The organism is Mycobacterium sp. E1214 (assembly GCF_001666755.1).
Classification (GTDB): Bacteria; Actinomycetota; Actinomycetes; order Mycobacteriales; family Mycobacteriaceae; genus Mycobacterium.
On sequence record NZ_LZJC01000123.1, the window covers coordinates 53,342 to 73,612 of the forward strand.

A 20,271-nucleotide genomic window follows, 5' to 3' on the forward strand; every position below is an offset into this window, starting at 1 on the left:
TAACCCGTTGTGCAGCGGTTATGACCGAATGCGCGGGGGGCACATAAGGGGAAACGAGCTATGAGCGACCGATCCGGCACCACCACCGCCACGTTGGTGAAGGCCCTCAGCGGCGCCAGCTTCGGCTTGGGCCTTAGCGAGATTCTGGTTCCGGACAAGGTAGCTGCGTTCGCCGGTGTGGACGACACCCCACGGTCGCGGCGGGTGCTAAGGGCGCTGGGCGTGCGCGAGTGCGGCCACGGCGCCGCCCTATTGGTCGGCCCCGACAAGCTGGTCTGGACCCGGGTCGCCGGCGACGTGTTGGACACGGCGCTGCTCGTCGCGGGCGTGATCGCCCGTGGCCCGGGGCGACGCCGGCGGGGCGTCATCACCACCGTGGCGCTCACCGGCATCGGCGCCCTGGACCTCTACACGGCGCTGCGCACAGTCGGCGACGGCAGCCAGCGCGGCCGCCACGGCGCCGCCGGCGCTCGACACCGCACCCTGCGCGCCTCCGTCACGGTGCGGCGCTCACCCGAGCAGGTCTACGGCTACTGGCGCGACCTGGAGAATCTGCCCAACTTCATGCACCACCTCCAGTCCGTCACCGTCACCGACGACGCGGTGTCGCACTGGGTGGCCAACGCGCCGGCGGGCCAGTCGGTGCAATGGGACGCCCGCATCGTCGAGGACGAGCCGAACCGGCGGATCGCCTGGCAGTCCCTGGCCGGGTCGCCGGTCGAGAACGGCGGCAGCGTCGAGTTCGCGCCCACCAGCACCGGTGACGCCACCGAGGTCCGCGTCCAGATCGGCTATCACATTCCCGGCGGTCTGCTGGGCAAGGCGGCGGCCAGCCTGCTCGGCGAATCCCCCGAGCAGCAGGTCAACGACGACCTGCGCAGGTTCAAGCAGATCCTCGAGACCGGCGAGGTGCTGCGCTCCGACGGGTCCCCCGAGGGCACCGCGGCGGCGCGACAGCTGCACCAAGACTCCGCTCAACCCGGCAAGGAAGCGACACCATGAGGGCCACCGTATGGACGGGCCGCAACAGCGTCGAGGTGCGGACGGTTCCCGACCCCGCCATCCTCAACGACCGCGACGCCATCGTCCGCATCACCTCGACCGCCATCTGCGGCTCGGACCTGCATCTCTACGACGGCTACATCCCCACCGTCAAGCACGGCGACGTGCTGGGCCACGAATTCATGGGCGAGGTGGTCGAGGTCGGCAAGGCGGTGCGCAACCTGGCCGTCGGTGACCGGGTGGTGGTGCCGTTCCCCATCGCCTGCGGCGCCTGCTCGGCCTGCGAGCGCGACCTGTACTCGCTGTGCGAGAACTCCAACCCCAACGCGGGCATCGCCGAGAAATTCATGGGTCACTCGCCGGCGGGGCTATTCGGCTACTCGCACATGCTCGGCGGATTCGCCGGCGGCCAGGCCGAATACGCGCGGGTGCCGTTCGCCGACGTCGGCCCGCTCAAGATCGAGGACGACCTCACCGACGAGCAGGCGCTGTTCTTGTCCGACATCCTGCCCACCGGTTACATGGGCGCGGAGATGTGCGGCATCACCGGCGGCGACATCGTCGCCGTGTGGGGCGCCGGGCCGGTAGGCCTGTTCGCCATCATGAGCGCCTACCTGCTCGGCGCGTCGAACGTCATCGCCATCGACCGGGTGCCCTACCGCCTGGAGCTGGCCGCCAAGATCGGTGCCACCCCGATCAATTTCGCGGAAACCTCGGTGCTCGAGGAACTTCGGGAGCTGACCGCGGGACGAGGACCGGATCACTGCATCGACGCGGCGGGCATGGAGGCGCGCAGCGGCTCCGCCCCGGTCGACGCCTACGATCGCATCAAGCAGGCCGTACGCTTGGAAACCGAACGCCCGCATGCCATTCGGGAAGCGGCGATGAGTTGCCGCAACGGCGGCACCATCTCGATCGTCGGCGTCTACGGCGGCCTGATGGGCAAATTTCCGATCGGTGCCGTCATGAACCGGTCGCTGACCATCAAGACCGGGCAGTGTCACGTGCACCGGTACATGCGCCCGCTGCTGGACCGAATCCGCAACGGCGACATCGACCCGACAGTCATCATCAGCCACCGGCTGCGCCTCGACGAGGCCCCGCACGGCTACGAGATCTTCAAGAACAAACAGGACGGCTGCACCAAGGTCGTCCTCAGTCCATGAGCAGCGCGAGGAAAGTCGAGCTGTCACCGAAGGGGTGATCGAACGATGTCAAACGAACTGCACAACAAGAGGATTGCCATCCTAGCGGCCGACGGTGTGGAGAAGGTGGAACTCGAGCAGCCCCGGGCGGCGCTGACCGAGGCCGGCGCCGCAGTCGAGTTGCTCTCGTTGCAGACCGGCGAGATCCAGGCGCGCAACCACGATCTCGAACCGGCGGGGACGTTCACGGTCGACCGCGCGGTGGCGGGGGCGTCGGTCGAGGAGTTCGACGGCCTGGTGCTGCCGGGCGGCACGGTCAACCCGGACAAGCTGCGCATGGACTCCGCCGCCGTGGCGTTCGTCCGCGACTTCGTCGAATCGGGTAAGCCGGTGGCCGCGATCTGTCACGGGCCCTGGACATTGGTGGAAGCCGGTGTGGCGGTGGGCCGGACGGTCACGTCGTACCCCAGCATCCGGACAGACCTGCGCAACGCCGGCGCCCACGTCATCGACGACGAGGTCGTGGTGGACCGCAACCTGATCACCAGCCGCTCGCCGAAAGACCTGCCCGCGTTCTGCGCGACCATCGTCGAGCAGTTCGCCCACGCCCCCGCCAGTTAGCCCCAAAAGCATCGCGGCTGGTCGGTTTGAACGCACCAGTTTGCGGGCATGTTACACAGGCGCAATCTAGATCGCCCCGGCGATCCGTCGAAAGGCCAATAGTGACAATCACTTACCCTAATCCCGCCGTGTCGGCCGCTCAGAACGTGTACCGGCCGCAGGAGGATTCCCGGTTGCTGGTCGACACTTTGCACGACAGCGGGCTGGTCCCGGGCCGTCGGGTGCTTGACCTGTGCACCGGGAGCGGTTTCGTCGCCATCGCGGCGGCCGAGATGGGTAGCGGCAGCACCACGGCCTTCGACATCTGTCCGCGCGCCGTGGCCTGCTCACGCGACAACGCCGCGGCCGCCGGTGTGAAAGTCGATGTGAACGAGGGGTCTTGGCTCGAGGCACTGGAGTGGTCACCGTTCGACGTCGTCGTCTCCAACCCGCCGTACGTGCCGACGCCGCCCGGCGGTGACGAGCGGCCGATCTGCCCGGACGCCGGGCCGCCGTGGGCGTGGAACGCCGGCAGCGACGGCCGCATGATCTTGGACCCGCTGTGTGAAGCGGCGCCGAAGCTGTTGTGCGACGGGGGATCGCTGCTGCTGGTGCACTCGGCGCTCGCCGGGGTCCAGCAGTCGCTCGACGCCCTCAAGTGGGCCGGGATGGATGCCAAAGTCGTTGCTTCCAAATGGATTCCGTTCGGCCCGGTGATGACGGCCCGCGCCGCCTGGCTGGAGCAGGTCGGGCTGATTCCCCGCGGGCGCCGCGAGGAGGAGTTGGTGGTCATCCGGGCGGACAAGCGATGAGCACCACCCGGGTGCAGGTGGTGCCCGGGGGGCCGGTGCTGGTGTCCGGCCCGGTGCGTATCGAGATGCCCGACGGCGACGTCGTCGAGTCCGACCGTTTCATGGTGGCGATCTGCAGTTGCCGGCGCAGCGCCGACTATCCGTTGTGCGACACCAGCCATCGCCGCTGTCGGCGCCTGCCGAAGACGGACGCGAGCGCCCCTTAGGTCAGGGGCCGGCGCAGCGACGAGCGGCCCTGCCGCCACGCCTGCATGATCGTCTCGGCCAACCGGTCCTCGACCGCGGCGTGCGCGCGGATCCCGAAGATCACGTCCTGTTCGAGCTGCGGTTCGCGCGCCAAAAGGTCACCCACCACGTCGATGCGCACCACGTGTTCGTGCACGGCGTCGGCCTCCACGTGCTCGGCGTAAAACTTGACGCAGGCCGCCGGGGCCTGCAGCCGCTGCAGCGCCCGAACCATGCGTCGCGACCCCGGCGGCGAGGTGATCTCCGTGGACGCGAAGTGCCCGATGGCGGCGCCGCGCAGCGAACGGTGCAGGCCGAACAGGGACATCAGGTTCACCGCCGCCAGCGCCTCGGCGGGCACCGCGTCGAGGTAGGCCAGGTAGGTCGGGTCCAGCCCCGCCGCGCTGAGCAGGTCGGCGAACAGCTGCTGGTGCAGCCGCGACCCCTGCCCGGCGCCGTACTCGTCGAACTCGATCGCCACGAACGCGGCCTTGGCCATGCCCATCATCCGCGGGATCGCCCAGGCGTGCGGATCGCCCTCTTTGAGGTGGTAGACGGAGCGGTGCACGAAGTATTCGCACATCTGCTCCCAGGTGCCGGCGTCGCGCAGGTAATACGACGGGCCCGCGCCGTCGGCGGGTTCGATGGTGAGCGACTCCATTTCGGCGGCGGCGCTGTGGTCGGCGTCGATGGGCCCGACGTCGCGCCGCACGCCCGCCAAAAACACCCGCTCGAGCTCGCCGCGCAGCGCCAGCAACGCGGGATTCCACTCCCACGCCGGATCGACACCGGCGAAGCCGCGGTAGTGCAGCTCGTAGCACATCGACAGCGCCAGTTGCAGGTCCAGGCCGTAGGGGTCGGAGTCGCGTACGGACGCGCCGATGCGCGTGAGGTGGTCGTGCGCGGGCGGGCCCGACAGCGCGTGACGAACTGCTGTCGACAGCGGGCCATGCGCCGCGGGCAGTAAGGGTTCGGTAGTTATCGATGCGCTGGTCACGCCGATGACTACCCGGCTGGCGGGCCCGGCAAACGGCGTGGCCGTCCGCTAACCGGCCGCCGGCGGCAGGCGAAACGTGAGGTCGGCGGTGGTGCCGGTGGGCGTGCTGTCCAGCCGCATGGTGTCGCTGAGCGCCCTCATCAGCAGCAGGCCGCGCCCGCCGTTGCCCGGGTGGGAGCCGGGGGCCTGCCACGACCCGCGATCGGCGATGCGCGCGCGGACCTCGTCGCCGACCAACTCGACGTCGAGCAGCATCGTGTCGGCGGCCTGCCCGCGGTAGGCGTGCTCGACGCAGTTGGTGCACGCCTCGTTGACCACCAGCACGATGTCGCCGGCGAGCTCGTCGGGAACACCGGCGGCCTGCAGCCAGCCGGCCAGCCGATGCCTGATGGAAACCAATTGGTCTGCGGTGGCCTCGGTTTCGATGCGGATCGGCGTCTGCCGATGCCGATAGACCACCATCGCCACGTCGTCATCGTAGCCCGCGGCGGGGGCCAGCTCGCGAAGTACCACGTCGGCGACGCTGTCCACGGGAAGGTCCGTGGTCCGCGTCAAAACGGCTGCAGCGCGGGCGATTCCGTCATCGATCGACTCGCGCTTGCGCTCCACCAGCCCGTCGGTGTACAGCAGCAGGGTGGAGCCGGGCGGCAGCACCCGGGTGCCCTGCGGTCGCGGCGTGTGGTGACGCACGGCCAGGGGCACCGACGCGGCATCGTCGAGCAGGCGGGTCATCCCCGGTCGCGGGCCGACCAGCACGGCGGGCATGTGCCCGGCATTGCTGTACTGCAGCACGCCGGACTCGGTGTCCAGGATTCCCAGGAAGACGGTGGTGCAGTAGGCATTCGGAATCAGTGACGCCGCCGAATCCAGCTGTTCGAGCAGCAGCGCGGGCTCCGCCCCGTTGATCAGCAGCGCCCGCGCCGAGCTGCGCAGTTGCCCCATGACCGCCGCGGCCGGCAGGCCGCGGCCCACACAGTCGCCGACGACGATCGCGATGCGGTGATCGCCGACCGGCAACACGTCATACCAGTCGCCGCCGATCTGCAGGGGCAGCACCGCGGGCTCGTAGCGCACCGCGAATCCCGGCGGCGGCTGCACCGGCGGCAACATGGCGCGCTGCAGCGTCAGCGACGTCTCGCGGGCGCTCTCGAATTGGCGGACGTGCTGCATCGCCAGGCTCAGATGGCCGATCAGCACCGTGACCAGCAGGCGGTCCTCGGCGCTGATGTAGCGCGGCGCGGACAGCTCCAGCCACAAGGCGAGGTCCCCGGCGCCCGACAGGACCGCGACCAAACCGTGTGCCTTGCCAGAGTTTTCGGGCCGCTCGATCGGCTTGGCGGTCAGCGGCAACTGCTGGCGCGCGTCCTGGAACGTCTGGCGCAACCACGGATCGAGCTCCCGCCACGACGTCTGCACCGGCTCGCCGGCGGCCTGGACGGTCGGCACCCCCTCGCCGGTCGGCCAGGTCACGGCCACCACGCGCTTGACGTCGATGGCCGCGCTGCACTCGTCCAGCGTCATCGACAGCAGCTCGTCCACGCTGCGGGCCACCGACACCGCGGTGGCCAGCCGCAGCACGGCGCTTTCCCTTGCGGCAAACGCCCGTTCGGCGGTGACGTCGCGGATCGTGCCGACGAACATGTCCTCGTCACTGCCCGATTCCTTGACCGCGTTGATGCTCACCATCACCCACACCAGATGGCCGTCACGATGCCGGACTGGGGTCTCGTATCCGGTGCTGCCGATGCTTCGGACCAGCGCCTGCTGTTCGCGGGCGCCCTGGGTGTCGACGAGCCACGGGTGCGGCCACCGGTAGGGCAGATCCGCCGCCGGGTACCCGACGATCTCGATGAAGGCGTCGTTCATCTCGACGATCGAGCCCTCGTGGTCGGCGACGAAAAAGCCCTCCTGCAGCGAATTGACCATGGCGGTGCGGAACTTGTCCCGATCCGCCAGCCGCTCGGCGCGCGCCCGCTCCTGCGCGTAGCGCCGGGTGTGGTCGAGGAAGCCGCGAGTCGCGATGTCGAGCGGCACCAGCGTCTGCAACAGGAACTCGAGGGCGATCGGCGCCTCGATCCGCACGTCCTGCGATACCGCGAACACCAGCTCCACGTGCCGCTCGACGATCGCCAGCAGGCTGACCTCCTGCTGCAGCGCCCGTCGACCGAGCTCGTAGGCGGCGGCCAGGGTCTTGTCGTCGCGCGCCGCCAGGTAGGCCAGCAGCGCGGCGGAGTACTCGGCGTGGAAGTCGTCGGCGGCGGTCACGTCGGGGCTCCCCGACGCCGCGCGGCGGGCACCCGCGCGTCGAGAAAAATCGACGGCGAATCCGACATCTGGCCTCCCGGGTGGCACGGCCGCGCCGCATCGATGCACGGCTGTACGCGGAGACTAGCTGGGCTTGTCGCGGGGCACCCTTCAAGGGCATATTCTTCTCGCAGTTCGCGCGCGCAGGCTAGGCTTGCACCACGCTCAGTGCCCTGGACGAAGGATTGCCGTTGTCAGCTCCGGATTCGATCACCACGTTGGTTGAAGACCACGGTGGTGTCTCCGTGGTCAGTGTCAGCGGCGAAATCGATTTGGTCACCGCTCCCGCGCTGGAGCAGGCGATCGGGGCGGTGGTCGAGGAGAGTCCCACGGCGCTGGTCATCGACCTGTCCGCGGTGGAATTCCTGGGCTCGGTGGGCCTGAAGATCCTGGCGGCGACCTACGAGCGGCTGGGCAAGGCCACCGGGTTCGGAGTGGTAGCGCGCGGTCCGGCCACCCGCCGCCCGATCCACCTGACGGGGCTGGACAAGACGTTTCCGACGTACCCGACGCTGGACGACGCGTTGAGCGGCGTCCGGGACAGCTGACGCGCTTGCCGCGGCCACCTCGGGTCCGTCGACACCGCTGGAACAAGGGCGGATATGGACGTCGACCATCCGCAGGATGACCAGCGGTGGGACCGCCGGGAACGCGGCGAGACCGAAATCCAACGGCTGGACCGCAATTGGAACAGCCTGCTGCAGGAACTGCGGGTGGTGCAGACCGGTGTGCAACTGCTGACCGGGTTCCTGCTCACCCTGCCGTTCCAGCAGCGGTTCGAGGTCCTGGGTCCGGACCTGCGCGTCGTCTACCTGGCGACGGTCGGCTGTTCGGTGTGCGCGACGGTGCTGCTGATCGCCCCCGTCGGCATGCACCGGCTGCTGTTCCGGCGCCACCGCCTGCAAGCGCTGGTCTCGGCCGCGCACCGGTGCGCCTTCGCGGGTCTGGCGCTGCTGGGCCTGGCCTTGACCGGGATGACGCTCATCATCTTCGCGGCGGTCGCGGGCGGTCACGCCGGGCTGATCGCCGGCGCGTGCGCCCTTGCGCTGTTCACCTTCTTCTGGTGGGCGCTGCCGCTGCTGCTGCGCACGCGGGGGATGTGAGCCGGTCTTAGGTTCAGGGCGCCAGCGCCGCGATCCGGGTGGAGTCCAGGTGATCGAGAAGGTCCTGGGCGTCGGCGAACACCGGCGTGGCTCCGGAGTCCTGCAGTTCCTGCCGGGAAATGCCGCCGCTGAGCACGCCGATGCACGGCAGGCCCGCCCCCGCCGCGGCGTGCGCGTCCCACACCGCGTCCCCGACGAAGACGGCCTGGTCGGCGTCGACCCCCGCCCGGTCCAGCGCGACCTGCACGATTCCGGGCGCGGGCTTGGCGGTGTCGACGTCCTGCGACGACGTGGTCTCGGAGACGAGGTCGTCGCTGTCGAGGACCTTGCGCAGGATCTTCAGTTCGTCGTCGGGCGCCGACGTGGCCAGCACGACCTGCAATCCGAGGTCGGCCACGCGGCGCAGCAGGTCGCGCGCCCCCGGCAAAGGCTTCAACAGCGGCGTCGACTCGCGGTAGAACCGGCTGTGCGCGTCACTCAGCCGCTCCTGCACCTCCTCCGGCGCGTCGTTGGACAGCGTCCGCACCAGCGTCGAACCGTCCATCCCGATGCAGCGGTGCACCTGCCACGCCGACACGGCAAGCCCTTCGGCGTCGAAGGCGCGTTGCCAGGCGTGGACGTGCAAGTAGTTGGAGTCCACCAACGTTCCGTCCACGTCGAACAGGACGGCGGGGGGGCGGGCGGCCGAAGTCATGGGGGGCGGCATACCCGCGGGGGCGGCCGCTGACACCGTTTGGCCCAAGTCGTAACGGGTAACCGCCTGAGGCAGTCACCGGCGCGCTCCCCCGGCCGTGCTCGGCGAGATGTGAGTCCGCAAGAACGGCACTAGAGAACAGGTTCTACAAGGGGTGAAGTTGAATACCGAGAATCGGGACCCGGTCGACCACTCACGCACTTTCCGCCGCCACGCCGGCGAAACGTTCAAGTACGGCCCGCACGCGCCCGGCGTCTACGGCCTCATCGTCGCCGCGGCTGCGCTGGTGATGGGCCTGGCGGCGTTCGCGACTCGGCACGTCGCGGCGGGGTCGACGGCGGTGGCGGTGGCCGCGGTGGTGGCCGCGGCGAGCGCGGCGTGGCTGGCCCGCAACCACCGCAAGGTTCGCCAGGCCGAGCTGCGCTGGCACGCCGAGCATTCCGACGAGCCCGCGCCGCCGCCCGCCAGCTGACGGCGCCTGAGCTAACCGGCGCCGGCCGTGACCCAACCGCAACCGCAACGTTTACTTGCGGTAATGGCAGGGTAAAAATCTGCCATGTTGCAGCAGCCCAGCCTGACTCCCGGAGCAAACGGGAGTGACGACATTCTCTCGTTGCCCCGGGCGTTTGGTGGGCACACCGACGAGGACTTCCGGTTGCCCGGCCTCGCGGCGGCCGCAACGTGGATCGTCGGCCTGGCGACCGGCGTCTTCGCCCTGCTGGCCGCGCAGGCCGGCATGGCCATCGTGGCGCTGGTTGTCGCCGTCGTCGCGCCCTGGGTGGCCATGGCGTGGGTGTCGCGCGCGCAACGCCACGCCTACAACGGCACCCATCACGCGGCGGCGTTCAGCCCCGGCCAGTCCTAGGCTCGCTCGGCGCGGGTGCACACCGCCACCTGCGACATTTTTTATTTCGTGACGGGTGTGGTAAGCGCCCGAACGGGGTACTGCCTGCGCCACGGGTGACTACAGCAGCGTGTGTTGACCCGCCCAGCGCCAGGAAGGACCCCCCATGACGACCGCAAGCGACTACGACGCACGCCGTGTCTCCGAGCTCGACCCCCAGGACAAGACCTCGCTTCGCGAGCTGGCCCCGACCCTGCAAGGGCCCGCCACCGCGGTGGTCGACGAGGATCTCAACGACGTGCCCTTCTTCGAGCTGCCCGACGCGGACCTCTCCGGGGAAGACCTCTCCGTCACGGTGATTCCGCAGCGCTCCGACGAGTTCGTCTGCTCCAGCTGCTTCCTGGTGCAACACCGGAGCCGGCTGCACAGCGAGAGCGCCGGGCACCCCGTCTGCTCCGACTGCGCCTGACGCCGCGCCGCCACCGGGCTGTCGGTGGCGTCGGCTAGCTTCTCCCTGACGAGCCCAGCTCCGGGCCCGTCCGCCATCGGCGCGAAGGCCACGTGGGGAAGCGATGGACAAGACGCTGGGTTTGCTCCTGCCGATCGGCTTGGCGGTGCCGTGGTATCTCACCCAGAACGCCACGGGCAGTGTGCCGGCCGGCCTGTGCGCCGGTCTCGTCGGGCTCGCCGTGGCGCTGACCGCGCTGTGGTGGCTCTGCGTCCAGCGCGACCGCTATCGCGTCGACGCCGCGCGGCGCCGCGACCTCAAGTGCGCGAACTCGAGCATCCGGGCGATCGATCGGATGTCCGGTACCGAATTCGAGGAGTACGTCGCGGCGCAGCTGCGCGTCGCGGGATGGAGCGTGACCCCGACCGGCGGCACCGGAGACTACGGCGTGGACCTCGTCGCCAAACGCGATGGCGCCCGCCTCGCGGTGCAGTGCAAACGGCTCGCCAAGGCCGTCGGCGTGGCGGCGGTGCAGCAGGTGGTCTCCGGCGCCCGGCGGCACGGCTGCACACACACCGTCGTCGTCACCAATCAGGACTTCACCAAGGCGGCCCGCCAGCTGGCCGCCACCCACCGGTGCCGTCTGGTGGGCCGGGCTCAGCTGCCGCGCTGGACCCGCACCGCCCCCATCGCCCCGCGCGAGCGCGCCGAACCGGCGCCGCGGCAACGCGTTACGGAGGCGGAGCGAGCCTAGGGTGAGCGCCGCGTGGTGTCGTCGATGATGCGCCGCGCCACTTCGCGCAGTGGGGTGTTCATGCTCTGCGACAGCTCGATCAGCGTCTTGAAGGCGGTCTCCTCGTCGAGTTCGTAACGCTCCATGAGGATGCCTTTGGCCTGCCCGATGGTGTCGCGGGTGCTCAAGGCCTCCTTGAACTGTTGCGTGCGAACGACATTGCTCCACGCCAGGGCCCCCAGGGTGGCGAACGCCGCCGCCACCCGGCGTGACTCGTCGGTGAACGCGTGCGGGCGGGTGGCGTAGAAATTCAGCGCCCCCATGCTCAGCTCGTCGGCGAACATCGGCAACGACACGATGCTGCGCACCGGCGTCTGCGCCAGGGCGTCCGCCTGGTATTTCGGCCAGCGCGTGTCGGTGCTCAGGTCGTCGACGATGACCGCCTTGCGCGTCCAAGCGGCCTGCACGCAGGGCCCCTCGAGGTGGCGCTGCTGGAATTCGTCGAGCAACCGGGCGGTGTCGTCGGTGACCGACGGGCTGCTGACCTGGTTCTTGCGGCTGGTGACGGTGATGCCCGCCTGCTCGGCCCCCGGCACCCAGCGGGTCGAGGCGGTGGTCAGTTGGTCGAGCACCGCGGGGAAGTCCGCGAGGTCCGCGGAATAGATCGCCCGAAGGACGTCGGTGAGCAGATCGAAGTCGTCAAGATTGGTCACTAAAAGTTGCCCTCATGCGTCGAGACCGGTTGCAGGCTTACCCGTGCCGTAACAGCAGCCTGCGGTCTCGCGAGGCGATTCACTTGTGGCCAGGACGGCGACGAATGTCAGTGCTGTGTGCTCAGCACCACGGTGCCGATGAGTATATCGGCCCGGATCGCGCCGTCGGAATCCCACCGGCGGCCGCGAAACATTCAGCGAGCGGGCGGATATGGGGCACGGCGCACAGCACGCCACCACGTGCAGATCCCGGCGACGAGGGTGGGTACGGGGCACAACTTCTCGGCAGCACGCGCGGCGATCGCCGACGGTTAATGGGTCGGGGTGGCGGGATTCGAACCCACGGCCTCTTCGTCCCGAACGAAGCGCGCTACCAAGCTGCGCCACACCCCGCTTGAAGCTCCGACAGCCTATCGCACCGGCCCGCCGGCTGACCAAATCGCGCCCCCCACGTCACCGCCAGCGGCACGAGCGCTCGAACTCGGCCAGCGCCTCCGCCGGGCCCGCCGGGTCCAGGCCCTGCGCTCGCACCCACTCGTCGTCGAAGTAGGTGTCGCTGTAGCGGTCGCCGCTGTCGGCGAGCAGCGTGACCACCGAGCCGCTGCGGCCGTCGGCGACCATCTCCGCGAGCAGCCCGAACGCGCCCCACACGTTGGTACCCGTCGACGGCCCCACCCGACGCCCCAGCACGGCGCTGACGTGGCGCGCGGCGGCGACCGACGCCGCGTCCGGGACGGCGACCATGCGGTCGACCACGGTGGGCAGGAACGACGGCTCCACCCGCGGCCGGCCGATGCCCTCGATGCGCGACGAGCGGCCCGTCACCACGTCGCCGCGACCCTCGGCGTAGGCGGGGAAGAACGCGGAGTTCTCCGGGTCTACCACGCACAGCCGCGTCGCGTGGCGTTGATAACGGATGTAGCGGCCGATCGTCGCGCTGGTTCCACCGGTGCCCGCCCCCACCACGATCCAGTCCGGCACCGGATGCTTCTCGTCGCGCATCTGGGAGAAGATCGACTCGGCGATGTTGTTGTTGCCCCGCCAGTCGGTGGCCCGCTCGGCATTGGTGAACTGGTCGAGGTAGTGGCCGCCGGTCTCCCGCGCGACCCGCTCGGCCTCGGCGTAGACCTCGCCGGCGTTCTGCACGAAATGGCAACGGCCACCCTGGGCTTCGATGAGCGCCAGCTTGGTTGGGCTGGTCGTCGCGGGCACCACGGCGACGAACGGCAGGCCGAGCAGGGCCGCGAAGTACGCCTCCGACACCGCCGTCGACCCCGACGACGCCTCGACCACCGTGGTGCCCTCGCCGATCCAGCCGTTGCACAGCGCGTACAGGAACAGCGACCGCGCCAACCGGTGCTTGAGGCTGCCGGTGATGTGCGTCGTCTCGTCCTTGAGGTACAGCGCGACGTCGGCCCCGCTGCCGTCCGCGCCCCACGCCGACGGCAGCGGGTAACGCAGCAGGTGCGTGTCGGCGCTGCGGCGCGCGTCGGCCTGGATCAGCCGGACGGCCTCGTCGGCCCAACGTCGCGAAGCGCTGCGGCTCGCGATGCGGGTCTGATCGGTCACCGCACCGATACGGTCGGCTGCGAACGCGTCAGGTCGCTGGCCGTGTCGCGGTCGCCCATCGGGGCGGCGATCAGCGTCAGCAGCGTCGCCTCGGGCCGGCAGCAGAACCGCACCGGCGCGAACGGCGACGTCCCGATGCCGGCCGACACGTGCAGCTGCGTGTGAGCGCCCCAGCGGGACGGGCCCTTCGCCCGCGACCGGTCCAGCCCGCAGTTGGTGACCAGGGCGCCGTAGAAGGGCAGGCACAGCTGCCCGCCGTGGGTGTGGCCGGCCATCACCAGCTGATAGCCGTCCGCGGCGAAGCGGTCCAGCACCCGCGGCTCGGGGGAGTGGGTCAAACCCAGGCGCAGGTTCGCCGCCGGGCTGGCGGGCCCGGCGATGGCGTCGTAGCGGTCCCGGTCGATGTGCGGGTCGTCGACGCCGGCGGCCGCGACGTGCAGCCCGGCCACCTCGAACTCGCGGCGGGTGTGCGTGAGGTCGAGCCAGCCGCGCTCGGTGAAGGCGGCCCGCAGGTCCTGCCAGGGCAGCGGCTCGCCCCGCACCCGATGCGACGGGTTGGTGACGTAATGCAGGGGGTTCTTCAGCCGCGGCCCGAAGTAGTCGTTGCTGCCGAACACGAAAACGCCCGGGCGGGACAGCAGGTCGCCCAGCGCCTGGATGACCGCGGGCACCGCCTTGGGGTGCGCGAGGTTGTCGCCGGTGTTGACCACCAGGTCGGGCTCCCAATTCGACAGCTCACGCAGCCAGGCCTGCTTGCGGCGCTGGCCGGGCAGCATGTGCAGGTCGCTGAGGTGCAGCACCCGCAACGGGGTGGAACCCGGGGTCAACACGGGCATCGTGATCTCGCGCAGGACGAAGGCGTTGCGCTCGATGATCGCCGCATACCCGATGCCGGCGACGGCCGAGCCGAGCGCCGCCGCGCCGGTCCGGATCAGAACGGGCAAAACGTCAGCCATGCTGGCAGCCTACTGCGGCGGGGGGACGCGCAGTGTATCCCGGCGCGCGAATCTCGGTGTCGCCGAACTACGGCGGCGGCTGGCCGGGCGGCGGCGGTGGGGGCGCCAGCAGCGGGATGGTGATCGGCGGCAGGCCCGGGATCTCGACGACCTGCGAGCCGACCGGCACCGGCGCCCCGTCCGGCGGCGGTGGCGGGGCGGGCGGGATGCCGTTGCTCACCTGGATGGTGATGATCGACCCCGGGATGGTGTTGCCGGCGGGCGTGGTCCCCACCACCTCGCCCTGTTTGGCGCTGCTGTTGACGGCGTTGGGCTGGTCGGCGACCCGGAAGCCGGCGTCCTTCAGGCGTAGCCGGGCCGCGTCCACGTCCAGGCCCGCCACACTGGGCACCCGCGACCCGGGCGAACCGTCGACGTAGCGGGGGTCGGTCGGCGGCAATTGCACCGGCCCGAAGTTGGTGGCGATGGGCTTCATCGCGGTGAACCAGGTTCGCGCCGGCTCGTTACCGCCGTACAGGTCGCCCTCGGCGCAGTGACGCAGCGGCGACGAGCACAGGTCCGTCGGGTTGGTCGAGTCGTCGTAGATGTAGTTGGCGGCCGCGTAGTGGCTGGTGAACCCGACGAACCCGGACGAGCGGTGCGCCTCGGTGGTCCCCGTCTTCCCGGACACCGGCAGGTCCCAGCCCGCCGCACCGGCCGAGCCGGCCGCCGTGCCGCCGCCCACCGCGTCCTTGCTCATCGCGTTGGCGAGCGTGTTCGCCAGGCCCTCGGGCACCACCTGATCGCAGGTCTCGGTGGTGACGGCGACCTCGTTGCCGTGCCGGTCGACCAGCTTGTCGATGGGATTGGGCGGACACCAGACCCCCCCGGAGCCCAAGGTGGCCGCGACGTTGGAGAGCTCCAGCGCGTTCACCTCGATGGGCCCCAGCGTGAAGGAGCCGATGTTCTGCCGCTTGACGAAGTCGGCCAGGCTCTCGTTGCTGTCGGGGTTGTAGTCGCGGGCGGTGCCGGGATCGGCGTAGGAGCGCAGGCCCAGCTTGATGGCCATGTCGACGGTGCGGGTGACCCCGACCTGCTGAATCAGCTTGGCGAACGCGGTGTTCGGCGAGGTGGCCAGCGCGTCGGTGACGTTCATCGACCCGCGGTAGTTGCCGGCGTTGACGACGCACCAGTTGTCCTTGGGGCAGCCCTTGGCGCCACCGCTACCCATGCCCTTGGCCTGGAAGCGCCCGGGCACCTCGAGGGTGGCGTTGATGCCCATGCCCATGTCCAGCGCGGCCGCCGTGGTGAAGATCTTGAACACCGAGCCGGCCCCGTCCCCGACCAGGGAGAACGGTTGCGGGCGCATCGTCTGGCCGGCGTCCACGTCGAGGCCGTAGGTGCGGTTGCTGGCCATCGCCATCACCTTGTGCGACGTCTTGCCGGGCTGGATGACGCTCATCACGCTCGAGATGCCCGGCAGCGTCGGGCTGGCGAACTTGTCGATGGCGGACTTGACGGGGATCTGCACGTCCGGGTCCAGCGTGGTCTTGATCAGGTAGCCGCCCCGCGCCACCTGCTCCTTGCTGATCCCGGCGCGGGACAGGTACTCCTGCACGTAGTCGCAGAAGAAGGCGCGGTCGCCGGCCGCGATGCAGCCCCGCGGCAGCTCGTTGGGCTGCGGCAGGATGCCCAGCGGGGTGGCCTTGGCGGCGCGCAGGGCGTCGGCCTCCTGCGGGATGTTCTGGATCATGGTGTCGAGCACCAGGTTTCGCCGCGCCAACGCGCCGTCGGGGTTGACGTAGGGGTTCAGCGCGCTGGTCGACTGCACCATGCCGGCCAGCAGCGCCGCCTGCTGCCAGTTCAGGTCCGAGGCGTTGATGCCGAAGTAGGTCTGCGCCGCGTCCTGCACCCCGAACGAGCCGTTGCCGAAGGACACCAGGTTGAGGTAGCGGGTCAGGATCTCGGGCTTGGTGAAGGTCTTGTCCAGGGTGAGCGCCATGCGGATCTCGCGCAGCTTGCGGGCCGGGGTGGTCTCGACGGCCGCACGCTTCTCGGCGTCCGTCTTCGCCGTCACCAGCAGCTGGTAGTTCTTGATGTACTGCTGCTCGATGGTCGAACCGCCGCGGGTGTCGACGTCGCCGCGGGCGTAGCCGGCCAGCCCGGTCAGGGTGCCCTTCCAGTCGACCCCGTTGTGTTCGGCGAACCGCTTGTCCTCGATCGACACGATCGCGAGCTTCATCGTGTTGGCGATCTTGTCGCCGGGCACCTCGAAACGGCGCTGGGAATACAGCCACGCGATGGTGTTGCCCTTCGCGTCGACCATCGTCGACACCGCGGGAATCTCCCCCTCGAGCAGCTGCGCCGATCCGTTCGCCACGACCTCGGAGGCGCGGTTCGACACCAGCCCGAATCCACCGGCGAACGGGAACATGAGGGCCGTGGCGACGACGCTGGCCAATAAACAGAACCCCGCAAGCTTCAGGATCGTGAGAGCGGCCGGGGGGCGGTCTGACATGGCTACTACAGTAGCGGCCCCTAGTCACGCCGCCACGCTGCGCGTTCACCAGGTTTTTTCGCATCCATTGACCTGCGGCTTACCGCCCGGCGGACCCATAAATTTGCGCTGGCGTCACTAAAGCGCTACGAAACGTAGTGTGCAAGATCACTATGTGATCTATCGTCTGGGACGAGACGGGACGGCCGTCCCAAAAAAAGAGTTATCGGACTGTTGCGCAATTGGCACCTGACCACCTAACTTAGACACACGGTGAGATTCAGGTAACACCGAAGTTCACAGTGTGGCGTAGATCGCAGACGCGAATCTGCACCCGAGGAGGGCGGTCGCGAGCAGCGACCGGTAGGGAAAGGGAACACTTTCGTGTCAGCAATACGGCCGGCGGCGCGTAAGACCAACAATGCAGCCGCACAGGGGATACTTCGCAGCGTCGACTCCGAGGAACGGATCGCTTGGGTCTCCAAGGCGCTCTGCCGGACCACCGATCCCGACGAGCTCTTCGTGCGGGGGGCCGCGCAGCGCAAAGCCGCGGTGATCTGCCGGCACTGCCCGGTGATGCAGGAGTGCGGGGCCGACGCCCTGGACAACAAGGTCGAGTTCGGCGTGTGGGGTGGCATGACCGAGCGCCAGCGCCGGGCCCTGCTCAAGCAGCACCCCGAGGTCGTCTCCTGGGGAGACTTCTTCGACAAGAGGCGCAACCGCAGCGTCGGCTGACCGCCGACCGCCCCTTCCCTGTCACCGACGGGCCCGCGTTGTGCGGGCCCGTCGCTCACGCTCAGGGGGCGGCGACGGTGCCCGCGATCTGGTCGGCCAGGGCCCGCAACGCGTCGAGGTCCGAGACGTCGAACGGCAGCGACGGCACACCGACCACCGGCACGTGCGGGTTCGCCCCGGTGAATCGCGACAGCAGCCGCAGCTCGCGCTTGGCGGTCTGCGCCCGCTCGGCGTGGATCTTGAGCACCGCCGCGGCCAGGGCGGCCGCCTCCGATTCCGCCTCGCCCTCCAGCACTTCGCTGCCGTCGATCGCGCGTTCGGCCGGCAGCGCGCACAGCGTCGGGTGCGTGCGGTTGAGCACCAGCCCGGCCAGTGGCATCCCTTCCTGCGACAGCCGGTCGACGAAAAAGGATGCCTCGCGCAGCGCGTCGGGCTCAGCCGCCGACACCACGACGAACTGGGTGCCCCGCCGTTTGAGCAGCGCGTAGGTGCGGTCGGCCTTCTCCCGGAAGCCGCCGAAGGTGGCGTCCAGCGACTGCACGAAGGCCGCCGCGTCGCCCAACATCTGTGAACCGAGAATCGTCGACATCGCCTTCATTGCCAATCCCATTGCGCCGGTGACCAATCGGCCGATACCGCGGCCGGGCGCGAGCAGCAGGCGCCACAACCGGCTGTCCATGAAGCTGCCCAGTCGTTTGGGTGCGTCCAGGAAATCCAGGGCGTTGCGCGACGGCGGCGTGTCGACCACCACCAGGTCCCAGCGATCCTCGGCCAGCAGCTGGCCGAGCTTCTCCATCGCCATGTACTCCTGCGTGCCCGCCAGGGAACTCGCGACGGTCTGATAGAACTGGTTGTCCAGAATCGCTTGTGCGCGACCGGGTCCCGAATACTGGACCACCATCTCGTCGAACGTGCGCCGCATGTCGAGCATCATCGCGTGCAGCTCGCCGGGCACCTCGGGCGCCAGCGGCACCCGCTGCGGCGTGTTGCCGAGGTCGTTGACACCCAGCGCTTGCGCCAGCCGCTTGGCCGGGTCGATGGTCAGCACGCAGACGTTGCGGCCGAGTTCGGCCGCCCGCAAGGCCATCGCCGCGGCGGTGGTGGTCTTGCCCACCCCGCCGGCGCCGCAGCACACCACCACCCGGTTGGCCGTGTCGGCCAGGATGGCGCCCATCTCGAGTCGGCGCGCCGTCGTGCTCATCGAACTCCCTGCTGCGCAAGCGATTCGGACAATTCGTAGAGACTGCCGAGGTCCACGCCGTCGGAGATCGCCGGCAGCTCCAGGCGGGGCACCTGCAACGCGTCGAGCTGCTGCGCCGTCGCGGCGCGCGCCGCGATCACCGTTGCGTGTTCGATGGTTTCGGTCAGCAGGCCCGCGAAGTCGTTGTCGCCCAACGTGATTCCAACCTTCTGCAACTCGGTGCGCAGCGAGTCCGCGTCCACGTGCCCCTCGGCGGCCTTGGCGAGGTCCGCGGGTTGCAGGTAGGAGGCGATATTGCGGTTGACGATCACGCTGCCGATTGGCAGCTGCATCTCGGCCAACTCCTCGATGGCCTCCAGCGTCTCCTGCACCGGCAACGCCTCGAGCAGCGTGACCAGGTGGATGGCCGTCTGCTCGGAGTGCAGCAACCTGACCACGCCCTCGGCCTGCGAGTGCACGGGCCCGCCCTTGGCCAGGTCCGAGACGGCCTTGGTGACGTCGAGGAAGCGGGCGATCCGCCCCGTGGGCGGGGCGTCGACCACCACCGCGTCGTAGACCGGGGTCTTGGCCCCCTTGTTCACCCGCACCACCGACTCCTTGATCTTGCCGGTGAGCAGCACGTCGCGCAGGCCCGGCGCGATGGTCGTGGCGAACTCGATGGCGCCGATGCGGCGCATCGCCCGGCCCGCGATGCCGAGGTTGTAGAACATGTCGAGGTACTCCAGGAAGGCGGCCTCGATGTCGATCGCCAGGGCGTTGACCTGCCCGCCGCGTTCGGCGGTCGCGATCTTCACCTCTTCGTACGGCAGCGGCGGAACGTCGAACAACTGCGCAATGCCTTGGCGCCCTTCGACTTCCACGAGAAGGACTTTGCGGCCCCCGGCCGCGAGGGTCAGTGCCAGCGCGGCCGCGATCGTCGACTTGCCCGTGCCGCCCTTGCCGGTCACGAAGTGCAGGCGGGCTTTCGCCAAGCGCGCCGGCCAGCCGACGGAGCTACCGCCGCTCGATGAGGTTGCCACTATCGCATGCTAGCTCCACCATGCCGGGCCGCTTGGCCTGACCAGAGCCGATGGCAGGCGACCGATAAGCTCGCGACATGAGCCAACCGATCGCATGGGAGTACGCCACGGTTCCGTTGCTGACGCACGCGACCAAGCAGATTCTCGACCAGTGGGGCGCCGACGGGTGGGAGCTGGTGGCGGTGCTGCCCGGTCCGACCGGCGAGCAGCACGTCGCCTACCTCAAGCGCCCCAAGTAGATGAGCGTCTCCGCCCGGCTCGAGGAGCTCGGGATCACGCTGCCCGACGTGGTGGCACCGCTCGCCTCCTACGTGCCGGCCGTGCGGACCGGCAACCTCGTCTACACCGCGGGGCAGCTGCCGATGCAAGCCGGCGTGCTGGCGGCGACCGGCAAGGTCGGGGCCGAGGTGAACCCGGAGCAGGCCCGGGCGCTGGCGCGGATCTGCGCGCTCAACGCTTTGGCGGCCGTGCACTCGCTGGTGGGCATCGACGCGGTGACCCGGGTGGTCAAGGTGGTCGGGTTCGTCGCCTCCGCCCCCGGCTTCAACGGCCAGCCGGGGGTCGTCAACGGGGCCTCCGAGCTGCTCGGTGAGGTGTTCGGCGAGCGGGGCGCGCATGCGCGGTCGGCGGTCGGCGTGTCCGAGCTGCCGCTGGACGCCCCGGTCGAAGTCGAACTGATCGTGGAGGTCGGCTGA

23 protein-coding genes and 1 tRNA gene are annotated in these 20,271 nt (G+C 69.6%); 14 read left to right on the forward strand and 10 right to left on the reverse strand.

Annotation, left to right across the window (positions count from 1 at the left end):
* Nucleotides 1-60: 60 nt before the first annotated feature.
* The 5 genes from A5700_RS16875 to A5700_RS16895 all read left to right on the forward strand — a co-directional run bounded on the left by A5700_RS16875 (nt 61) and on the right by A5700_RS16895 (nt 3,765).
* Nucleotides 61-1,002, forward strand: coding sequence for an SRPBCC family protein (locus A5700_RS16875; RefSeq protein WP_068204868.1), 942 nt, complete (start codon nt 61-63; stop codon nt 1,000-1,002).
* Nucleotides 999-2,168 carry a zinc-dependent alcohol dehydrogenase gene (locus tag A5700_RS16880; RefSeq protein ID WP_068066010.1) on the forward strand — a complete coding sequence of 390 codons (1,170 nt, stop codon included), beginning with the start codon at nt 999-1,001 and terminating at the stop codon, nt 2,166-2,168. Before A5700_RS16875 ends, A5700_RS16880 begins: the two co-directional genes overlap by 4 nt.
* A 45-nt stretch (nt 2,169-2,213) precedes the next feature.
* The gene (locus A5700_RS16885) at nt 2,214-2,768 is read left to right on the forward strand and encodes a type 1 glutamine amidotransferase domain-containing protein (protein ID WP_068204869.1); all 555 of its coding nucleotides are present in this window, start codon (nt 2,214-2,216) and stop codon (nt 2,766-2,768) included.
* Nucleotides 2,769-2,869: 101 nt separating this feature from the next.
* Nucleotides 2,870-3,559 (forward strand): HemK2/MTQ2 family protein methyltransferase, encoded by a 690-nt coding sequence (locus A5700_RS16890; protein WP_068074401.1) that lies wholly within the window; start codon nt 2,870-2,872, stop codon nt 3,557-3,559.
* The gene (locus A5700_RS16895; RefSeq protein WP_068074398.1) at nt 3,556-3,765 is read left to right on the forward strand and encodes a CDGSH iron-sulfur domain-containing protein; all 210 of its coding nucleotides are present in this window, start codon (nt 3,556-3,558) and stop codon (nt 3,763-3,765) included. Before A5700_RS16890 ends, A5700_RS16895 begins: the two co-directional genes overlap by 4 nt.
* On the opposite strand, the gene A5700_RS16900 is transcribed toward A5700_RS16895, so the two are convergent.
* Nucleotides 3,762-4,781 (reverse strand): iron-containing redox enzyme family protein, encoded by a 1,020-nt coding sequence (locus tag A5700_RS16900; RefSeq protein WP_068074393.1) that lies wholly within the window; start codon nt 4,779-4,781, stop codon nt 3,762-3,764. The two genes, A5700_RS16895 and A5700_RS16900, sit on opposite strands and share 4 nt — an antisense overlap.
* Nucleotides 4,782-4,829: 48 nt before the next feature.
* Nucleotides 4,830-7,046 (reverse strand): SpoIIE family protein phosphatase, encoded by a 2,217-nt coding sequence (locus A5700_RS16905; protein WP_068074391.1) that lies wholly within the window; start codon nt 7,044-7,046, stop codon nt 4,830-4,832.
* A 230-nt stretch (nt 7,047-7,276) separates the two neighbouring features.
* Here A5700_RS16905 and A5700_RS16910 point away from each other — a divergent pair, with 230 nt between their 5' ends.
* On the forward strand, nt 7,277-7,633 hold the full coding sequence (locus A5700_RS16910; RefSeq protein ID WP_231973924.1) for an STAS domain-containing protein: 357 nt from the start codon (nt 7,277-7,279) through the stop codon (nt 7,631-7,633).
* A gap of 54 nt (nt 7,634-7,687) precedes the next feature.
* Nucleotides 7,688-8,188 carry a DUF6328 family protein gene (locus A5700_RS16915; protein WP_068074387.1) on the forward strand — a complete coding sequence of 167 codons (501 nt, stop codon included), beginning with the start codon at nt 7,688-7,690 and terminating at the stop codon, nt 8,186-8,188.
* A 13-nt stretch (nt 8,189-8,201) separates the two neighbouring features.
* Here A5700_RS16915 and A5700_RS16920 read toward each other — a convergent pair whose 3' ends face one another.
* Nucleotides 8,202-8,882 carry an HAD family hydrolase gene (locus tag A5700_RS16920; RefSeq protein ID WP_068074385.1) on the reverse strand — a complete coding sequence of 227 codons (681 nt, stop codon included), beginning with the start codon at nt 8,880-8,882 and terminating at the stop codon, nt 8,202-8,204.
* A 154-nt stretch (nt 8,883-9,036) separates the two neighbouring features.
* Between A5700_RS16920 and A5700_RS16925 the strand changes: the two genes are divergently transcribed.
* The 4 genes from A5700_RS16925 (at nt 9,037) to A5700_RS16940 (ending at nt 10,928) form a co-directional block, all read left to right on the forward strand.
* Nucleotides 9,037-9,354: a hypothetical protein gene (locus tag A5700_RS16925; protein ID WP_068074383.1), complete on the forward strand. Its 318-nt coding sequence runs from the start codon at nt 9,037-9,039 to the stop codon at nt 9,352-9,354.
* An 84-nt stretch (nt 9,355-9,438) separates the two neighbouring features.
* Complete coding sequence (locus A5700_RS16930) at nt 9,439-9,747, forward strand: hypothetical protein (RefSeq protein WP_082960661.1); 309 nt, start codon at nt 9,439-9,441, stop codon at nt 9,745-9,747.
* Between the two features lie 145 nt (nt 9,748-9,892).
* Nucleotides 9,893-10,195 carry a DUF4193 domain-containing protein gene (locus A5700_RS16935; protein WP_068074381.1) on the forward strand — a complete coding sequence of 101 codons (303 nt, stop codon included), beginning with the start codon at nt 9,893-9,895 and terminating at the stop codon, nt 10,193-10,195.
* A 103-nt stretch (nt 10,196-10,298) separates the two neighbouring features.
* On the forward strand, nt 10,299-10,928 hold the full coding sequence (locus A5700_RS16940; protein WP_082960660.1) for a restriction endonuclease: 630 nt from the start codon (nt 10,299-10,301) through the stop codon (nt 10,926-10,928).
* On the opposite strand, the gene A5700_RS16945 is transcribed toward A5700_RS16940, so the two are convergent.
* From A5700_RS16945 to ponA2, 5 genes are all read right to left on the reverse strand, one after another.
* A complete protein-coding gene (locus A5700_RS16945) occupies nt 10,925-11,620 on the reverse strand; it encodes a GAF and ANTAR domain-containing protein (RefSeq protein WP_068074379.1) in 696 nt (231 codons plus the stop codon). The genes A5700_RS16940 and A5700_RS16945 overlap by 4 nt on opposite strands.
* A gap of 319 nt (nt 11,621-11,939) precedes the next feature.
* Nucleotides 11,940-12,013, reverse strand: a tRNA-Pro gene (locus A5700_RS16950).
* 60 nt (nt 12,014-12,073) lie between these two features.
* Complete coding sequence (locus A5700_RS16955) at nt 12,074-13,189, reverse strand: PLP-dependent cysteine synthase family protein (RefSeq protein ID WP_068074377.1); 1,116 nt, start codon at nt 13,187-13,189, stop codon at nt 12,074-12,076.
* Nucleotides 13,186-14,145, reverse strand: a complete 960-nt coding sequence (locus tag A5700_RS16960) for a metallophosphoesterase (RefSeq protein ID WP_068074376.1) — start codon at nt 14,143-14,145, stop codon at nt 13,186-13,188. The genes A5700_RS16955 and A5700_RS16960 overlap by 4 nt, the downstream gene beginning before the upstream one ends.
* Before the next feature lie 67 nt (nt 14,146-14,212).
* A complete protein-coding gene (ponA2, locus tag A5700_RS16965; RefSeq protein WP_068074375.1) occupies nt 14,213-16,642 on the reverse strand; it encodes a transglycosylase/D,D-transpeptidase PonA2 in 2,430 nt (809 codons plus the stop codon).
* 363 nt (nt 16,643-17,005) lie between these two features.
* Here ponA2 and A5700_RS16970 point away from each other — a divergent pair, with 363 nt between their 5' ends.
* Nucleotides 17,006-17,356 (forward strand): WhiB family transcriptional regulator, encoded by a 351-nt coding sequence (locus A5700_RS16970; protein ID WP_068074374.1) that lies wholly within the window; start codon nt 17,006-17,008, stop codon nt 17,354-17,356.
* 61 nt (nt 17,357-17,417) lie between these two features.
* Here A5700_RS16970 and A5700_RS16975 read toward each other — a convergent pair whose 3' ends face one another.
* Nucleotides 17,418-18,557 carry an ArsA family ATPase gene (locus A5700_RS16975; RefSeq protein ID WP_068074373.1) on the reverse strand — a complete coding sequence of 380 codons (1,140 nt, stop codon included), beginning with the start codon at nt 18,555-18,557 and terminating at the stop codon, nt 17,418-17,420.
* Entirely contained in the window at nt 18,554-19,579 is a 1,026-nt protein-coding gene (locus A5700_RS16980) for an ArsA family ATPase (RefSeq protein ID WP_068074371.1), read from the reverse strand. The genes A5700_RS16975 and A5700_RS16980 overlap by 4 nt, the downstream gene beginning before the upstream one ends.
* 74 nt (nt 19,580-19,653) lie before the next feature.
* Here A5700_RS16980 and A5700_RS26150 point away from each other — a divergent pair, with 74 nt between their 5' ends.
* Together A5700_RS26150 and A5700_RS16985 are read left to right on the forward strand one after the other, a co-directional pair.
* The gene (locus tag A5700_RS26150; protein ID WP_156671256.1) at nt 19,654-19,815 is read left to right on the forward strand and encodes a DUF4177 domain-containing protein; all 162 of its coding nucleotides are present in this window, start codon (nt 19,654-19,656) and stop codon (nt 19,813-19,815) included.
* Entirely contained in the window at nt 19,816-20,271 is a 456-nt protein-coding gene (locus A5700_RS16985) for a RidA family protein (protein ID WP_068074368.1), read from the forward strand.

Bases quoted from the DNA above. Each gene is read 5' to 3' on its own strand.
- A5700_RS16875 (WP_068204868.1), top strand. From the start codon at position 61: ATGAGCGACCGATCCGGCACCACCACCGCCACGTTGGTGAAGGCCCTC.
- A5700_RS16880 (WP_068066010.1), top strand. From the start codon at position 999: ATGAGGGCCACCGTATGGACGGGCCGCAACAGCGTCGAGGTGCGGACG.
- A5700_RS16885 (WP_068204869.1), top strand. From the start codon at position 2,214: ATGTCAAACGAACTGCACAACAAGAGGATTGCCATCCTAGCGGCCGAC.
- A5700_RS16895 (WP_068074398.1), top strand. From the start codon at position 3,556: ATGAGCACCACCCGGGTGCAGGTGGTGCCCGGGGGGCCGGTGCTGGTG.
- A5700_RS16915 (WP_068074387.1), top strand. From the start codon at position 7,688: ATGGACGTCGACCATCCGCAGGATGACCAGCGGTGGGACCGCCGGGAA.
- A5700_RS16920 (WP_068074385.1), bottom strand. From the start codon at position 8,882: ATGACTTCGGCCGCCCGCCCCCCCGCCGTCCTGTTCGACGTGGACGGA.
- A5700_RS16930 (WP_082960661.1), top strand. From the start codon at position 9,439: ATGTTGCAGCAGCCCAGCCTGACTCCCGGAGCAAACGGGAGTGACGAC.
- A5700_RS16935 (WP_068074381.1), top strand. From the start codon at position 9,893: ATGACGACCGCAAGCGACTACGACGCACGCCGTGTCTCCGAGCTCGAC.
- A5700_RS16940 (WP_082960660.1), top strand. From the start codon at position 10,299: ATGGACAAGACGCTGGGTTTGCTCCTGCCGATCGGCTTGGCGGTGCCG.
- A5700_RS16960 (WP_068074376.1), bottom strand. From the start codon at position 14,145: ATGGCTGACGTTTTGCCCGTTCTGATCCGGACCGGCGCGGCGGCGCTC.
- ponA2 (WP_068074375.1), bottom strand. From the start codon at position 16,642: ATGTCAGACCGCCCCCCGGCCGCTCTCACGATCCTGAAGCTTGCGGGG.
- A5700_RS16975 (WP_068074373.1), bottom strand. From the start codon at position 18,557: ATGAGCACGACGGCGCGCCGACTCGAGATGGGCGCCATCCTGGCCGAC.
- A5700_RS26150 (WP_156671256.1), top strand. From the start codon at position 19,654: ATGAGCCAACCGATCGCATGGGAGTACGCCACGGTTCCGTTGCTGACG.
- A5700_RS16985 (WP_068074368.1), top strand. From the start codon at position 19,816: ATGAGCGTCTCCGCCCGGCTCGAGGAGCTCGGGATCACGCTGCCCGAC.